Below are 14,449 nucleotides of genomic sequence, written 5' to 3'. Positions count from 1 at the left end.
GATGGGGACGAGGCGGGGAAATGAAGGCCGCTAAGTGGTTGAGAGATTGAGGGAAGATCTCTCGCGGTAACGAATCCATCCCCTCTAGCGGCAGGCAGGAGGGGCGTCCCGAGATCAAAGCCCCGATGTTTCTTGTTGCTTCCCGCGTTCCTTCAGCATCGCGATCGCTTCCGAATAGCTGACGCAGGCGACGTCCTCCTTTCCGCAGACGTCCGTCACCAGCCGTTCCATGGCCTGCCAGTAGGCGCCTCCATTCATCTCCACGAAATGCAGGCCGATCTGGAGCGGGATGCGATTGCCGTCATATTGCCGGTCGAAGGCGGCCCTGAAGGCGGAATAGGCGCGTTCCTCGAACTCCGCCGAACGGCTCGGATTCTCGATGCCGGCCGAATGGCGGATGAAGAGATTGTAGTCCATGGCGATGATCGGCCGGTTCGACGGGCCTTCCGGGATGAGCGGCAGGCCGAAGCGGATGAGCCCGTCCTTTTCCTCGGGCATGGCCGGGCCCTTGGTGACGAGGCTCGCGTCATATCGGAAACCGGCTTTCCTCTCCGCCTCGACCATGCCGGGGCTGACGGAGAAATAGGGTGCGCGGAAGCCGCCGATGCCGTTTCTGACAAAATCCTTCCAGCCGGCAGGCTCCTCGGCCTCCGCGCCGGCCATTTTCCAGGCGTCGGTCAGAACATTATGAAAGGTCGTGAATTCGGTTTCCCAATCGGCCGCCGTCCAGTCCTTGCCGTCGAAATGGCCGCAGGTATGGCTCGATATATCATGGCCTTCGAGATGCGCTTGCCAGACGTGAGCAAGCCTGCCGCGAGCTTCCTCAGCGGTCTGCGCAAAGCCGATATTGGATTTGCCGCGTCTCTGGTGCGGCCCCTGGTAGCTCTTCGCATTGGCGCGATCGATCACCAGCGTGCAGGAGAGAAAATAGGTGAAATGCGCGTTGGTGCGGTTGGCGAGATCGCGGCTTCTCTGCCACAGCGCGTTGTCGCCCGCCCCGTCGAAGGAGATTATCACCGATTGCTTCGGCTTTTGCGTTGCGTTTGCGCTGAAGGGGCTTAGCGAAAGACAGAGGGCGAGGGGGAGGGCGGAGAAACGCATCAATGAAAACCTGAATCGCACGGAAAGGAAGCTTGCTTCATGAAGACCGAATGAGGCGAAGCTTTGAACAGGCCATCCGGGACATCACCGTTAACAAGCTTTCCGAGATTTGTGAGAAGGGCCTTACATCTTCGGGAAAATAGGCTAGAAGGCGCTTTCTTCTTGAGATTGAGGCCGCCGGGCCGGAGACTTTGATGACGCAGCACGACGATAGCTTTATCCGCGAGGTGAATGAGGAGCTTCGCTCCGATCAGGTGAAATATGCCTGGAAGCGCTTCCGGCCTCTGGTGATTGCGATCGTTGTGCTGATCGTCGGGGGCGCCATTGCCAAGGAGAGCTACGAGTGGTGGGATACGCACAGTTCCTCCCAGTCCGGCGACAAATTCCTGGCGGCGCTGAAACTCGCGTCGGAGAACAAGCAAGACGAGGCGCTTGCGGCTTTCGAGGCACTGGAGAAGGACGGTACCGGCGCCTATCCGGTACTCGCCAAGATGCGCGCTGCCTCCGTCCAGCAGGCAAAGGGTGACACGGCGGCTGCCATCGCAGCTTTCTCCGAGGTCGGCAAGGACGGACAGGCGCCGCAGGCGATGCGAGACCTTGCCAAGATGCGCGCCGCCTGGCTGCTCATCGATACCGGCACCTATGAACAGGTTGCGGCGGAAGTGGAATCCATGGCCGTTCCGGCCAATCCGCTCGCCAATTCCGCCCGTGAGGCGCTCGGGCTTTCCGCCTACAAGGCCGGCGACATGAAAAAAGCCAAGGAATGGTTCCAGCAGATCGCCAACGACGCTGCAGCGCCGCGCAACATTGCAAACCGCGCGCAGATCATGCTCGACAACATAACCGCCTCCGGCAAAGCATCCTCTTAATTCTTTGCCTGCAGGTCTTTAAGGAAACAGGATGAGCTTTACCGTCGCCATCGTTGGACGCCCGAATGTCGGCAAGTCCACGCTTTTCAACCGGCTGGTCGGAAAGAAGCTGGCGCTTGTCGACGATACGCCGGGAGTGACCCGCGATCGCCGTCCGGGCGATGCGAAGCTCATCGACCTCAGGTTCCGCATCGTCGACACAGCGGGTCTGGAAGAGGCGGGGCCTGAGACGCTCCAGGGCCGCATGCGGGCGCAGACCGAGGCGGCGATCGACGAGGCGGATCTTTCGCTTTTCGTGGTCGATGCCAAGACGGGGCTGACGCCGGTGGACCAGGCGCTCGCCGGGATGCTGAGGAGGCGCGGCAAGCCGGTGGTGCTCGTCGCCAACAAGTCGGAAGCCCGCGGCTCCGATGCCGGTTTCTACGATGCCTTCACGCTGGGCCTGGGCGAGCCGGTGCCGATCTCGGCCGAACACGGCGAGGGCATGCTCGATTTGCGCGACGCGATCGTTGAGGCGATCGGCGAGGAGAAGGCCTTTCCCGAGTCGGACGAAGAGGCCGAGACGAATGTCGATGTGCGGCTTCCCGGCGGCGAAGGCGAGGGAGATGAGGAGGACGCCGAGCCCGCCTATGACGAAACGAAGCCGCTGCGCGTGGCGATCGTCGGGCGTCCGAATGCCGGCAAGTCGACCCTGATCAACCGCTTTCTCGGCGAGGACCGACTCTTGACGGGGCCGGAAGCGGGGATTACCCGCGACTCGATCTCGGTCGAATGGGACTGGCGCGGCCGCACCATCAAGATGTTCGATACGGCCGGCATGCGCCGCAAGGCGAGGGTGCAGGAGAAGCTGGAGAAGCTTTCCGTCGCCGATGCGCTGCGCGCCATCCGCTTCGCGGAGACGGTGGTGATCGTCTTCGATGCGACCATACCCTTCGAGAAACAGGACCTGCAGATCGTCGATCTCGTCATCCGCGAGGGTCGCGCGGCGGTGCTCGCCTTCAACAAATGGGACCTTGTCGAGGATGTGCAGGCGACACTTGCCGACCTGCGCGAAAAGACGGAACGGCTGCTGCCGCAGGCGCGCGGCATCCGCGCCGTGCCGATCTCCGGCCAGACGGGCTACGGGCTCGACAAGCTGATGCAGAACATCATCGAGACCGACCGGGTGTGGAACAAGCGCATCTCGACGGCGAAGCTCAACCGCTGGCTCGACGGCGTGCAGGTGCAGCATCCGCCGCCAGCGGTTTCCGGCCGCCGCGTCAGACTGAAATACATGACGCAGGTGAAAACCCGCCCGCCGGCCTTCATGATCTCCTGCACGCGTCCGGAGGCTCTGCCGGAAAGCTACGTGCGTTATCTGGTGAACGGCCTGCGCAACGATTTCCAGATGCCAGGCGTGCCGATCCGCGTGCATTTCAGGGCGGGCGAAAACCCGTTCGAGGGACGGAAGAAGAAGCGCTAACGGCATCCCTTCAGAGTTTGTCAGGCAAGCTTGCTTTTATTTCCGCCACGTGATCGACTGCGACATTATCGCGCGGTCGGGAGTTTTCGCGCGTGGGAGGAGATATTCATGATCATCGTCGGCCTTGCCGCATCCGTCTGTCTTGCAATCGGCAGCATCGCTTTTTTCGTCTGGCGCGACAAACGGGCCGGCTGACTGCCGACGCCAGCTCAGGCTGTTGACGGCCGGGTGCCGGTCGAGGGGCCTTTGAGGCGCGGCGTGCGGCCCTGCGCAATCAGGACGTTGTTGAGGAATTGCTTTGATGCCGCTTCCCAGGTGAAGTTGCGGGCAAGCTTTCGCGCATTCTCGCGGGAGCATTTCAGCGCCGCAAGGCAGGCCTCGCGCAGATCCTCGGAGAGCGCTCCGGCGCCGGACCCTTCCTCGATGATATCGATCGGCCCGGTCACGGGATAAGCGGCGACTGGAACGCCACTTGCGAGGGCCTCCAGGATCGTGTTGCCGAATGTATCGGTCTTCGATGGGAAGACGAAAACATCGGCCTGCGCATAGGCGTGGGCGAGGTCCTCGCCCGTCTTCATGCCGGTGAAGAGCACGTTCGGATACCGCCTCTGAAGATCGGCGCGGGCCGGCCCGTCGCCGACCACGACCTTCGAGCCGGGCAGGTCGATGTCGAGAAAGGCCGGCAGGTTCTTTTCAACCGCCACCCGGCCGACCGTCAGGAAGATCGGGCGCGGCAGGTTGAACGGGCGCTCGTCGAGCGCCATCGGGTGGAACACCGTCTGGTCGATGCCGCGGCTCCAGCGGAGCAGGTTCTGGATGCCGAGCTTGGAAAGCTCCCGTTCCAGGCTGGCGGTCGCCACCATGCAGCCGTTGCCGGCATTGTGGAACCAGCGCACGAAGGCGTGCAGCCAGCGCAGCGGAACCGGGAAACGGGCGGCCACATATTCCGGGAACCGCGTATGGTAGCTGGTCGAGAAGGGCACGTGCTTCTTCAGGCACCAGCGGCGGGCGAGAAGTCCGAGCGGGCCTTCGGTGGCGATGTGGACGGCGGTCGGCTGCGTCGCTTCGATCGCGGCGGCCACCCGCCCATAGCTTGCAACGGAAAGGCGGATTTCCGGATAGGTGGGGCAGGGGACGCTGGCGAAATCCTGCGGCGTCACCATCATCACCTCGACGCCCATGCGATCGAGTTCCCGATTGGTGTTCTCGATGGAGCGGACGACGCCGTTCACCTGAGGATACCAGGCATCCGTCACGATGGTGATTCTGGTCATGCGAGGCCCAGCCCGATTGCCGCTCCGTCGGCGACTCAGGTTGCCACGGATACGTTTCGGCCCTCTATCGTAAAGGATTGTTACAGGAGGATGAAGGGGCGGGGAGGCCTGTTGATTGAACGCCGCACCGATTGATGGAATGATATGTCTTGTTTGGGAGGGTGTCATGGTCTCTTCGCTCATAGAGCTTCGCAATGTCGCCGGAACCGAGGCGGCGATGGGATGGGCCGGCAGTCATACGCTTGTCGTTGACCGGCCCGACGGAAAGGCCGGAGGGCAGGGGTTGGGTTTCAACGGCGGACAGCTTCTGGCGCTTGCGATCGGCGGTTGCTTCTGCAACGACCTGCGCTATGTCGCGCACGACATGGGCGCCGAGATCGACGAGATCGCCGTGCGCGTCACTCTGCAGCTTGAGGGGACGCCGCTTATCGCTGTAGGCGCGGAGATCGACGTCACCTGCACGTCGAGCGACGGCTCCGATACGGGCGTTCTGATCGATCGTGCCAGAAACGTGTGCACGGTCGCGAACTCCGTGATGAAGGGATTTCCTGTTTCGTTTCGGATCACCCCGGCAGCAACGCCGGGCTGATCAGCGCGCCATGGTGGCCGATAACGACGGAGGCGATGCTCGCGCCATAGGTCGCGGCTTCCGCAGGCGAGACGCCCCGCACGAGGCGCGACAGAAACGCGCCGTTGAAGCTGTCCCCGGCGCTGGTCGTGTCGACGATCTGCAGGGTCGGCACGGCCGGAACGTGGATTGCCGCGGAACCGCCGAAGCTCAAGGTAATGCCTTCTGCGCCGTTCTTCACGACGACGTTCTCGACTCCCAGCGCATGATAGCGGGCGATGGTATCGGCGACGGTGATGTCGCCGAAATGGGTCGTCTCGTCGTCGAAGCTCGGCAGCACCAGATTGGCAGCACGGGCGCCGGCCTCGATCGTCTTCAGCATCGTGTCCCTCTCCGTCCAGAGGCGCGAGCGGATGTTTGGATCGAAAGCCACCTGTTTGCCCGCCGCCCTGGCGCGGCGCAGTTCGGAAAGCAGGGTTTCTACCGCTTGCCGGTCGAGTATGCCGAGCGTTATGCCCGAGAAATAGATGATGTCGGCGGCCTCGATTGCTGCCCGGAGATGGTCTGGATCATCGGCAAGCTTCCTGGCGGCCGCCGTATCGCGCCAGTAGCTGAAAGTGCGTTCGCCGTTCTTCAGCGTGATAAGGTAAAGGCCTAGCGTCTTACCTTCGATACGGCGGATATGGCCGGTGCCGATGCCGGCCTCCTTCATGAAGACGAGCATTTCGGACGAGAGCGGATCGTCACCAAGCGCGGTGAAATATTCCACCGTCCACTCTGCCGGAAGGCAGGCACGCGCATACCAGGCGGTGTTGAACGTGTCACCGGCAAAACCCTTGCGCAGCAGTCCTTCGCCTGCCTGCGACAGTTCCACCATGCATTCGCCGATCGAAAGAAGCCGCCCGCCCATTTTCGTTCCCTCCGGTATCTCGACCAAGTCGCATAGGCCGAAGTGCCGAAGATGGCAAGAGCGGTCAGGGCCTTGCTTTTGCGTTGTCTTTTGTTCCGGGGGCACTAGGTTGGGCGGGAACAAAGGAGAAAGGAGAGTCGAGACATGGCGACTGAAGCGGTGAACAGAACCGACGCGAATTGGTGGCGCGGCGCAGTGATCTACCAGATCTATCCGCGTTCCTTCCAGGACACGAGCGGCGATGGACTCGGCGACATCAAGGGGATCACCGCCCGTCTGCCGCATATCGCCTCCCTCGGCGTCGACGCCATCTGGCTGTCGCCGTTCTTCACCTCGCCGATGGCGGACATGGGATACGACGTTTCCGATTACTGCAATGTCGATCCGATGTTCGGCACGCTGGCGGACTTCGACGAGATGATGATTGAAGCCCATCGTCTGGGACTGAAAGTGATCATCGACCAGGTCATCAGCCATACGTCCGACCGGCATCCCTGGTTTGTCGAAAGCCGCTCAAGCCGCACCAATCCCAAGGCGGACTGGTATGTCTGGGCGGACCCCAAGGCAGATGGGACGGTGCCCAACAATTGGCTTTCGATCTTCGGAGGCCCCGGTTGGGAATGGGACGGAGTGCGCAAGCAATATTACATGCACAACTTCCTGATCTCCCAACCGGACCTCAATTACCACAACCCGGAGGTCCAGGAGGCGGTGCTGGACACGGTGAAGTTCTGGCTGGACCGCGGCGTGGACGGGTTCCGGCTCGATACCGTCAACTACTATTTCCACGACAAGCAACTTCGCAACAATCCGCCGATGGTCTATGACACCGAAGGGGCGGGCATGGAGACGGACACCAATCCCTATTCCATGCAAAATCACCTCTACGACAAGAGCCAGCCGGAAAATATCGGGTTCCTGAAGCGGTTGAGGGCGTTGCTCGACAGCTATGAGGGGCGAGCGACCGTGGGCGAAGTGGGCGATGGACCGCGTTCACTGACGACGCTGGCGATCTATACGAGCGGCAACGACAAGCTGCACATGTGCTACACGTTCGATCTGCTCGGTCCGGCCTTCTCCGCGGCCTATATCCGCAAGGTGATGACGACCGTGCAGGACACGGTCACCAACGGTTGGGTCTGCTGGGCCTTTTCCAACCACGACGTGGTGCGGCACGTCACCCGCTTCATCGAGGCGCCGGAAGAACAGGACCGCGTCGCAAAGCTGTCGATCACGCTTCTTTCGGTGCTGCGCGGTTCGATCTGCCTCTATCAGGGGGAGGAACTGGGGCTGACAGAGGCGGAACTTTCCTACGAGGATCTGCGCGACCCCTATGGCATCCGCTTCTGGCCGGCCTTCAAGGGACGCGACGGATGCCGTACGCCGATGGTATGGGAGGCGGGTGCGCCGCATGCCGGCTTCACGGAGGGAGCCAAGACCTGGCTTCCGGTACCGCGCGAACACGCCGCGCGCGCCGTCGACGTGCAGGAGGCCGATCCGGCTTCCGTGCTCCACCATTACCGGGCGACGCTGGCCTTCCGAAAGGCGCACCCGCCGCTCACTGATGGGGACATGACTTTCCTCGACACCAATCAGGACCTGCTCGCCTTTGTGAGGGAGAAGGGTGGTGAAAGCCTGCTCTTCGTCTTCAATCTGACACGCATGCCGCAGGATTACACGCTGCCCAAGCGGCTCGGCGATTGCCTGCCGGTATCGCCACCTGGCTTTGCGTCGCGGCTTGAAAAGGGCGTGGTGAGGCTCGATGCCTTGGACATGTTCTGCGCGCGGGTGTGATCAATCTTGATGTCCATGTCGTCATCCCAAGACGGGCGGCCGCCTTTGGCGGCATGTATCAAGCCTGGGCGTAGCGGGCAGGCTCGCTTCTCAGCCGCGCTATGTCCTTGATCGGCGGAGCGCCGAAGAGACGGCGGTATTCGCGGCTGAACTGCGAAGGGCTGTCATAACCGACGCTGTGAGCGGCAGTCGCGGCATCCATCGCGTTGCCGAGGATCAGCCGGCGGGCCTCCTGCAGGCGAAGCTGCTTCTGGTATTGCAGCGGGCTCATCGCCGTCACCTCGCGAAAATGCTGGTGCAGCGAGGATGTGCTCATGCGCGCCTCCGTGGCGACCTGCTCGATCGAGAAGGGAGCGGCGAAATTCTGGCGGATCCAGGCAATCGCGCGGTTGACCTGCTGCAGCCGGCTTTCCGGCGCGAGCATCTGGCGGATCATCTCCGCCTGACCGCCGCGCAGCATGCGGAACATCAGCTCGCGCTCGATGAGCGGCGCAAGAAAGGCGATCTCGTCAGGCCGGTCGAGGAGCTGCGCCATCCGGATCGCGGCGTCCAGGAATTCCTGCGTGGTTTCGCAAACGCCCACACATTTGCAGGGGGACGCGGATGAGCCGAAGGCATGCGGCATCTCGACCAGCATATCGCTCAGGAGCTTCATGTCGAGATCGAGCCGGAGGCAGAGATAGGGCTTGTCCTCGCTCGCCTCGATGACCTGTCCGGTGACGGGCATATCGGCCGAGACGACCAGATACCGGCCGGGGCTGTAACGGAAGATCTGGTCGGCCAGCATGACCTGCTTTGCCCCTTGCGCGATGATGCAGACCGATGGCTGATGGATGGCATGCAACGGCTCGGTCGGCTTCGACATGCGGATGACCGAAAGGCGCGGGATGGCGGTTTCGAGAACTCCATCGCCTTCGGTGTTTTGTGCAATCAGTTCGGCAAGTTTGGCGATCTTGTCCATCTGGTGGCTCTCTCTTGTCCTGGAAATACCCGAAATCGACGGTCCTGCTTGTCGGGCGCAAAGTCCATATGGGTGGCGTGCGCGGCCATTTCAAATCATCTTCGGAGGATCGTGCAATCATGCCGGAGGACTGGTCTACCACCTCGACCTCGGTTTCCGCCATATTCCATCTCGTCCGATTGACAGAACCCGGACGGAAAAGGAGACGGTGATGAGCAACTTCCAGCGCTTACTCGAAAGCCCCTTTCATTGGGCCGCCGGTTTCGCCGGCACCTTCTTCAAGCGGTTGGGCCTGGCAGACCGCGGCCGCCGCGAACGGTGGCTGAGACGGGAATATCTCAATGGTTGACCGGTGTTTCGGGCGGCTGTTCGCGTTTGCCGCCTGTGCTGCGGCATTCGCCTTCATCGCGACCTTTACCGCGTTCGCGCATGAGATCAAAGACGAGGAGAAGACCATGAGCGACCACCGCTATGTCGGCATGCGGGTGACCGAGGACAATCATATCCGCCACGAACTCCCGCCGAACGCTCGTTATGTCGAGGCGCGCGGCTCACGTGAGAAGGCCTATGAGGGCCGGTATTGGGCGACCGGCGACCATATCGACTACAAGGATGACACCGGCTTTACCGCCGACGGCGATTTCCGCGACGGTGTTCTCTATCACGCAGGGATGGTGCTGAGGCGGAGGTAGGTCAGTTGGTCAGTCTGTCATAATCGGCATGCGAGCGGAAATCTGCGAGCGCCCCGTCAGCGAGAGCATCGAGCTTGCCGGCTGCGGAGTCGGCTTCGATCTGCTCATCCCAGCGCGCAACTTGAAACTCCTCGAACCATGCCGAAAAGCTTTCGAGTGCAAAGCACATTCAAATCAACGCAAACCGATCGACATCCACCAGGCCCATGTCAGAGATCTTCAGGTGCGGGATGACGGGCAGCGGCAGGAAGGCGACCTGCAGGAAGGGTTCTTGGAGCGTCGTGCCGAGTGCATAGGCCGCTTTCCTGAGGTGGTGCAAAGTGTCGCGCACGGTCTCATAGGGTTCGAGGCTCATGAGGCCGGCTATGGGAAGCGCAATCTCGCCGGTCACCTTGCCGCCTTCGACCACGACAAACCCCCCGTGGATTTCGCCAAGGCGATTGGCGGCATGCGCCATGTCTTCCTCGTCGACGCCGACAACGCAGATATTGTGGCTGTCGTGCCCGACGGTCGAGGCGATCGCGCCCTTCCTCAGCCCGAAACCCTGCACGAAGCCGTTGGCGTGGTTGCCGTTCTTGCCGTGGCGTTCGATCACGGCGACCTTGATGATGTCGCGGTCGAGATCGATGCCGGTCTCGTTGCCGAAGGACGGGAGTTCGTAGCGGCGATGCTCGGTGATGATCTTGCCCGGCAGGACGCCGATGACCGATGTTTCGCCCTGGGTGGCAGGTACGACGAAATGGGCAGCTTCGACCGACCTAGCCTTGACGCTGTCGAGGCCGACCGCCGCCACCGGCTTACGGGTCGCAAAAAGCTCGTCCGTCACCTTGCGACCGGCCGAGAAGACCATTTCCGCCTTGCAGTTCCTGAGGCTGTCGATGACGACGAGATCGGCCCGCCAGCCGGGCGCCACGAGGCCGCGGTCGCGAAGCCCGAAGGCGCGCGCGGCGGAGATCGAGGCAGCGCGATAGATGGCGAGCGGTTCGATGCCGTTGGCGATCGCCGTGCGGATCATGTAGTCCAGATGGCCCTGTTCGGCGATGTCGAGCGGGTTGCGGTCGTCGGTGCAGAGCGCCAGAAAGGGCGACAGCCGCTCGGTGATGATCGGCATCAGCGCATGCAGGTCCTTTGAGACCGAGCCTTCGCGCACGAGGATGTGCATGCCCTTGCGGATCTTTTCGAGAGCTTCTTCGGCGGTGGTGCATTCATGCTCGGTGCGGATGCCGGCGGCAAGATAGCCATTCAGGTCGTTGCCGCCGAGCAGCGGGGCGTGGCCGTCGATATGGTCGCCGTAAAAGGCGTCGAGCTTGGCGAGGCAGACCGGGTCCTTGTGGATGACGCCCGGGAAGTTCATGAATTCGGCGAGCCCGATGACCTTCGGGTGATTCCGGAAGGGGAGCAGTTTTTCGATCGGCAGGTCGGCTCCGGCGGTTTCCAGATGCGTTGCCGGCACGCAGGAGGAAAGCTGGACGCGGATATCCATGATGGTTTCGAGCGAGGAATCCAGGAAAAACCGGATACCTTCCGTGCCGATGACATTGGCGATCTCATGAGGATCGCAGATCGCCGTCGTCACCCCATAGGGCAGCACGCAACGGTCGAATTCGTGCGGGGTGACCAGCGAGCTTTCGATGTGGAGATGCGTGTCGATGAAGCCCGGCACGACGAGCCTTCCCGAAATGTCGATCTCTTCGTTGCCCTTGTAGGAACCGCAGGTGCCGACGATGCGATCCCGGCAGATGGCGATGTCGGAAGCGACGATTTCGCCGGTGACGAGGTCGAAGAACCTCCCGCCCTTCAGGACGATATCGGCGGGCTCGCGACCCGTGCCCTGGTCGATCAAGGTTTCGAGGCGGCTGGTCATGGCAGGCTCCTGGCGTTGAATCGGTCCAGACCAGCTTAACTGGATACCGGCCGGACGCAAAAGAGCCAAGAGAGGCGCAAGCCCGCTAATCTCTACGCGATATCGATCCTGACATTGGCGCCGCAGAGAATGGTGGCGACGTTGGCGCCGGCAAGCGCCTTCCCATGTTCCAGAAGCCCCGCAATGCCGGCGGCACCCGCTTCCTCCACGACGAGGCCGTAGTGGAGGCGGCAGAAATCCCGCGCCTGCCGGATCGCTGTTTCTCCGGTCTCCCAGACGTCATCGACGGTCGTCTTCATGCAGTCGAGCGCATAGGGAACGCATTCGCGCACGGCGATGCCGTCGGCTGCGGTCGCTGCGGTTTCTGTCGAGATGATCCTGCCGCTCTCCCAGGAGCGTTTCATCGCGGGGGCATTTGCGGCGACCACACCGATGACCTCGCATCCCGGCGCATTCGCCCTGATCCAGGTGCCGATGCCTGTCAGCAGGGCACCATTGCCGAGCGGCACGACGATGGCTTGCAGCGAAACGCCATCGCGGCCAAGCCGCTCGGTGATTTCAAGCGCTATTGTGCCGGCGCCTTCGGCGATTTCCTTCAGCGCGCCGTCTTCCACGAAGGAATAGCCATGGGTTTTAGCATAGGCGCGCGCGGCGGCCTTTGCCTGGTCGAAATCGTCACCCTCCAGAAAGACCTCGGCGCCGAGGCGGCGCATCGCTTCGATCTTGGCGGGATTGGCCGTTCTTGCGGAAAAGATCACCACCCTGCGGCCCTGAGCGCGGCCGGCATAGGCCAGTCCCTGGCCGAAATTACCGGCGGATGCCGAAACGATTGCGCTGTCACCTGCCGGCTGGTTCTTGAGCCACCAGTCGGTGCCGCGACCCTTGAAGGAGCGGATCGGATTCAGCGTTTCGACCTTGGCGAACAGGCGAAGGCCGAGAGCCGTATTGGCGGTCTGCTGCTCGACCAGCGGACTATTGACGAAAAGCCTGTCGATGCGGGCGGAAGCGTCAAGAATGCCGGCGGCGGAGGGAAATGGCTGGTTTGTCGTCATGCGGCTAAACTGCCTGTAAAACACGGGTAAGGTTTCCGAATTTTACGGAAATGCCGGGTAGATTTTGCATTATTGCGCAGACAACGGGAGTTTTCATCATGGCGCTGACGAAGACGGATCGCGAGATTCTCAAGCTCATGCAACAGGATGCGACCATTACGCTCGGTGAGCTCGCGCATCGCACGGGCCTGTCTGCGTCGTCGGCGCAGAGGCGGCTCCAGAAGCTCAGGGAAGACAAGGTGATCCTGCGGGACGTCTCGATCGTCGATCCCAAGAAGGTCGGCGCCAGCGTCTCCATGCTCGTGGAGGTCGAGCTGGAGCGCGACCGGCCGGAGCTTCTTCCGCCTTTCATGCGCTGGGTGGCGGAAACGCCGGAAGTCCAGGAGGCCTGGGGGACGTCCGGGCGGGGCGATTACACGCTCGTCGTTCTCGCGCGCTCGGTCGAGCATTTCGACGAACTTGCCGACCGGATGATGGAGCTCAACCCGAATATCCGCAAATTCACCACCAGCGTTGTGTTGAAGACGCTCAAGCGGACGCTGGCGGTCCATGTCGAGTGAACGGACGCCATTGGCACATGCGCCCGATACAGAACAGGCGCCGGAAGGCGCCCGTCAGAATGCTATCTGAAACGCCTCACTCGGCGGCGACGATCTTGCCGTCTTCCCACTTGAAGAGCGAGAAGCTTTGCGACGTGAGGTCGCCGGTCTCGCCATAGGTGAGCTTGCCGATGGCGGTTGCGATCGGTTCGCCTGACTTGATGGCCGCGGCGACCGCTTCCACATCTTCAGCACTGCCTGCCTTTTCGATGCCTGCCTTGAGAACTTCGACAGCGGCATAGGCATTCAGGGTGAAGGCTTCCGCCGGAATGTTGCGGGCGGCGAGCGCGTCGGCCGCAGCCTTGGAATCCGGGTTCTTCGTGGCGTCGGAAGCATTCGTGAAGACGGTCCCTGCGGCGGCGCTGGTGCCGATGTTCCAGAATTCGCTGTTCGAGAGGCCGTCGCCGCCGATGATCGTCGCCTTGACGCCGAGATCGGAAAGCTGGCGCGCGAGAAGGCCGCCTTCGGGATGGTAGCCGCCGAAATAGATGAGGTCGACATTTTCAGCCTTGAGGCGCGTGGTCAGCGCGCTGAAATCCTTGTCGCCCGGCGTCACCGCATCATCGAGCACTTCCTTCATGCCTCCGGCGTTTAGCGTGGCCTTGAAAGCGTCCGCCAGCCCTTTGCCATAGGCGCCCTTGTCGTTGATGATGGCGACCTTGCTGTCCTTGAAATGTTCCAGCACATATTTCGCGGCGACTTCCGCCTGCTGGTCGTCGCGGCCGCAGGTGCGAAGCACGTTGGTGAGGCCGCGGGTGGTGAGTTCCGGTGTGGTCGCGGTCGGGGTGACCATCAGCACGCCGTTTTCGGCCAGAACATCCGAGGCGGGCATGGCGACGCCCGACGTCACCGGACCGACGACGAAGCGGATGCCTTCACCGACGATCTGGTTTGCGGCGGAGACACCCTGCTTGGGTTCGCCGGCGTCGTCAGCAGCCTTCAGGACGACCTGCTCGCCAAGAATGCCGCCGTTCTTGTTGATCTCCGCGACAGCCGTTTCGGCGCCGTTCTTGACCTGGTCGCCATAGGCGGCAACGGGACCGGTGAGCGGCGCGATCAGACCGATGACGATTTCGGCATGGGCAAGCGGTGCGAAAGTGAGGGAGGCGAGGGCCGTCGCTCCCAGAAGCGTCTTGAGGTTCATTTCGGTTCTCCTTGGATGGGGCTCAACGAGCCCGCGGTCAACGCCGCATCTCACTCCTGCCGTCTCCAATGCCGTTCGGACATATCGCGCCAAGTTGACGGTAAGGCGATGCGGTCGGTGCCGTGCCGAGCCATATTTGGCTTTCAGCAGCCAGCAGGC

Annotated in this window: 15 protein-coding genes; 7 read left to right on the top strand and 8 right to left on the bottom strand. The window is 62.2% G+C overall.

Going from position 1 to position 14,449, the window contains the following annotated elements; all coding sequences use genetic code 11:
• Nucleotides 1-114 precede the first annotated feature (114 nt).
• Nucleotides 115-1,101 (bottom strand): polysaccharide deacetylase family protein, encoded by a 987-nt coding sequence (locus J2046_RS18025; RefSeq protein WP_210054160.1) that lies wholly within the window; start codon nt 1,099-1,101, stop codon nt 115-117.
• Nucleotides 1,102-1,295: 194 nt separating this feature from the next.
• Between J2046_RS18025 and J2046_RS18020 the strand changes: the two genes are divergently transcribed.
• Entirely contained in the window at nt 1,296-1,970 is a 675-nt protein-coding gene (locus J2046_RS18020) for a tetratricopeptide repeat protein (RefSeq protein ID WP_037148165.1), read from the top strand.
• Nucleotides 1,971-2,001: 31 nt separating this feature from the next.
• Nucleotides 2,002-3,432, top strand: a complete 1,431-nt coding sequence (gene der, locus J2046_RS18015; protein WP_210054158.1) for a ribosome biogenesis GTPase Der — start codon at nt 2,002-2,004, stop codon at nt 3,430-3,432.
• Nucleotides 3,433-3,641: 209 nt separating this feature from the next.
• On the opposite strand, the gene J2046_RS18010 is transcribed toward der, so the two are convergent.
• On the bottom strand, nt 3,642-4,706 hold the full coding sequence (locus J2046_RS18010; RefSeq protein WP_210054156.1) for a glycosyltransferase family 4 protein: 1,065 nt from the start codon (nt 4,704-4,706) through the stop codon (nt 3,642-3,644).
• A 166-nt stretch (nt 4,707-4,872) separates the two neighbouring features.
• On the opposite strand from J2046_RS18010, the gene J2046_RS18005 reads away from it, so the two are divergent.
• A complete protein-coding gene (locus J2046_RS18005; protein ID WP_210054154.1) occupies nt 4,873-5,295 on the top strand; it encodes an OsmC family protein in 423 nt (140 codons plus the stop codon).
• On the opposite strand, the gene J2046_RS18000 is transcribed toward J2046_RS18005, so the two are convergent.
• The gene (locus tag J2046_RS18000) at nt 5,270-6,184 is read right to left on the bottom strand and encodes a sugar kinase (protein ID WP_210054153.1); all 915 of its coding nucleotides are present in this window, start codon (nt 6,182-6,184) and stop codon (nt 5,270-5,272) included. The genes J2046_RS18005 and J2046_RS18000 overlap by 26 nt on opposite strands.
• 144 nt (nt 6,185-6,328) lie before the next feature.
• Between J2046_RS18000 and bglA the strand changes: the two genes are divergently transcribed.
• Nucleotides 6,329-7,978, top strand: a complete 1,650-nt coding sequence (bglA, locus tag J2046_RS17995) for a beta-galactosidase BglA (RefSeq protein WP_210054151.1) — start codon at nt 6,329-6,331, stop codon at nt 7,976-7,978.
• A 58-nt stretch (nt 7,979-8,036) separates the two neighbouring features.
• Here bglA and J2046_RS17990 read toward each other — a convergent pair whose 3' ends face one another.
• A complete protein-coding gene (locus J2046_RS17990; RefSeq protein ID WP_210054149.1) occupies nt 8,037-8,939 on the bottom strand; it encodes an AraC family transcriptional regulator in 903 nt (300 codons plus the stop codon).
• Nucleotides 8,940-9,150: 211 nt separating this feature from the next.
• Between J2046_RS17990 and J2046_RS17985 the strand changes: the two genes are divergently transcribed.
• Together J2046_RS17985 and J2046_RS17980 are read left to right on the top strand one after the other, a co-directional pair.
• The gene (locus tag J2046_RS17985; protein WP_161784744.1) at nt 9,151-9,288 is read left to right on the top strand and encodes a hypothetical protein; all 138 of its coding nucleotides are present in this window, start codon (nt 9,151-9,153) and stop codon (nt 9,286-9,288) included.
• A complete protein-coding gene (locus tag J2046_RS17980; protein ID WP_210054147.1) occupies nt 9,281-9,631 on the top strand; it encodes an Atu4866 domain-containing protein in 351 nt (116 codons plus the stop codon). Before J2046_RS17985 ends, J2046_RS17980 begins: the two co-directional genes overlap by 8 nt.
• A 1-nt stretch (nt 9,632) precedes the next feature.
• Here the strand turns inward: J2046_RS17980 and J2046_RS17975 are convergent, their stop codons facing one another.
• From J2046_RS17975 to J2046_RS17965, 3 genes are all read right to left on the bottom strand, one after another.
• Complete coding sequence (locus tag J2046_RS17975; RefSeq protein WP_210054145.1) at nt 9,633-9,800, bottom strand: hypothetical protein; 168 nt, start codon at nt 9,798-9,800, stop codon at nt 9,633-9,635.
• Nucleotides 9,801-11,495, bottom strand: a complete 1,695-nt coding sequence (gene ade / locus J2046_RS17970; RefSeq protein WP_210054143.1) for an adenine deaminase — start codon at nt 11,493-11,495, stop codon at nt 9,801-9,803.
• A 92-nt stretch (nt 11,496-11,587) separates the two neighbouring features.
• Nucleotides 11,588-12,547 carry a threonine ammonia-lyase gene (locus tag J2046_RS17965; RefSeq protein WP_210054141.1) on the bottom strand — a complete coding sequence of 320 codons (960 nt, stop codon included), beginning with the start codon at nt 12,545-12,547 and terminating at the stop codon, nt 11,588-11,590.
• A gap of 98 nt (nt 12,548-12,645) precedes the next feature.
• On the opposite strand from J2046_RS17965, the gene J2046_RS17960 reads away from it, so the two are divergent.
• A complete protein-coding gene (locus J2046_RS17960; protein ID WP_210054138.1) occupies nt 12,646-13,107 on the top strand; it encodes an Lrp/AsnC family transcriptional regulator in 462 nt (153 codons plus the stop codon).
• A gap of 76 nt (nt 13,108-13,183) precedes the next feature.
• Here the strand turns inward: J2046_RS17960 and J2046_RS17955 are convergent, their stop codons facing one another.
• On the bottom strand, nt 13,184-14,290 hold the full coding sequence (locus J2046_RS17955; RefSeq protein WP_210054136.1) for a branched-chain amino acid ABC transporter substrate-binding protein: 1,107 nt from the start codon (nt 14,288-14,290) through the stop codon (nt 13,184-13,186).
• Nucleotides 14,291-14,449 lie beyond the last annotated feature (159 nt).

It is taken from the genome of Neorhizobium petrolearium, assembly GCF_017873175.1.
GTDB lineage: Bacteria > Pseudomonadota > Alphaproteobacteria > Rhizobiales > Rhizobiaceae > Neorhizobium > Neorhizobium petrolearium.
The sequence above is the reverse complement of the archived record's forward strand: the minus strand, read 5'-3'. Positions and strand labels throughout refer to the sequence as shown.

Coding starts and splice junctions, on each gene's coding strand:
- J2046_RS17980 (WP_210054147.1), top strand. CDS start 9,281: ATGGTTGACCGGTGTTTCGGGCGGCTGTTCGCGTTTGCCGCCTGTGCT.
- J2046_RS18020 (WP_037148165.1), top strand. CDS start 1,296: ATGACGCAGCACGACGATAGCTTTATCCGCGAGGTGAATGAGGAGCTT.
- J2046_RS17985 (WP_161784744.1), top strand. CDS start 9,151: ATGAGCAACTTCCAGCGCTTACTCGAAAGCCCCTTTCATTGGGCCGCC.
- J2046_RS18005 (WP_210054154.1), top strand. CDS start 4,873: ATGGTCTCTTCGCTCATAGAGCTTCGCAATGTCGCCGGAACCGAGGCG.
- J2046_RS18010 (WP_210054156.1), bottom strand. CDS start 4,706: ATGACCAGAATCACCATCGTGACGGATGCCTGGTATCCTCAGGTGAAC.
- J2046_RS17990 (WP_210054149.1), bottom strand. CDS start 8,939: ATGGACAAGATCGCCAAACTTGCCGAACTGATTGCACAAAACACCGAA.
- J2046_RS18000 (WP_210054153.1), bottom strand. CDS start 6,184: ATGGGCGGGCGGCTTCTTTCGATCGGCGAATGCATGGTGGAACTGTCG.
- J2046_RS17955 (WP_210054136.1), bottom strand. CDS start 14,290: ATGAACCTCAAGACGCTTCTGGGAGCGACGGCCCTCGCCTCCCTCACT.
- bglA (WP_210054151.1), top strand. CDS start 6,329: ATGGCGACTGAAGCGGTGAACAGAACCGACGCGAATTGGTGGCGCGGC.
- ade (WP_210054143.1), bottom strand. CDS start 11,495: ATGACCAGCCGCCTCGAAACCTTGATCGACCAGGGCACGGGTCGCGAG.
- J2046_RS17975 (WP_210054145.1), bottom strand. CDS start 9,800: ATGTGCTTTGCACTCGAAAGCTTTTCGGCATGGTTCGAGGAGTTTCAA.
- der (WP_210054158.1), top strand. CDS start 2,002: ATGAGCTTTACCGTCGCCATCGTTGGACGCCCGAATGTCGGCAAGTCC.
- J2046_RS18025 (WP_210054160.1), bottom strand. CDS start 1,101: ATGCGTTTCTCCGCCCTCCCCCTCGCCCTCTGTCTTTCGCTAAGCCCC.
- J2046_RS17960 (WP_210054138.1), top strand. CDS start 12,646: ATGGCGCTGACGAAGACGGATCGCGAGATTCTCAAGCTCATGCAACAG.
- J2046_RS17965 (WP_210054141.1), bottom strand. CDS start 12,547: ATGACGACAAACCAGCCATTTCCCTCCGCCGCCGGCATTCTTGACGCT.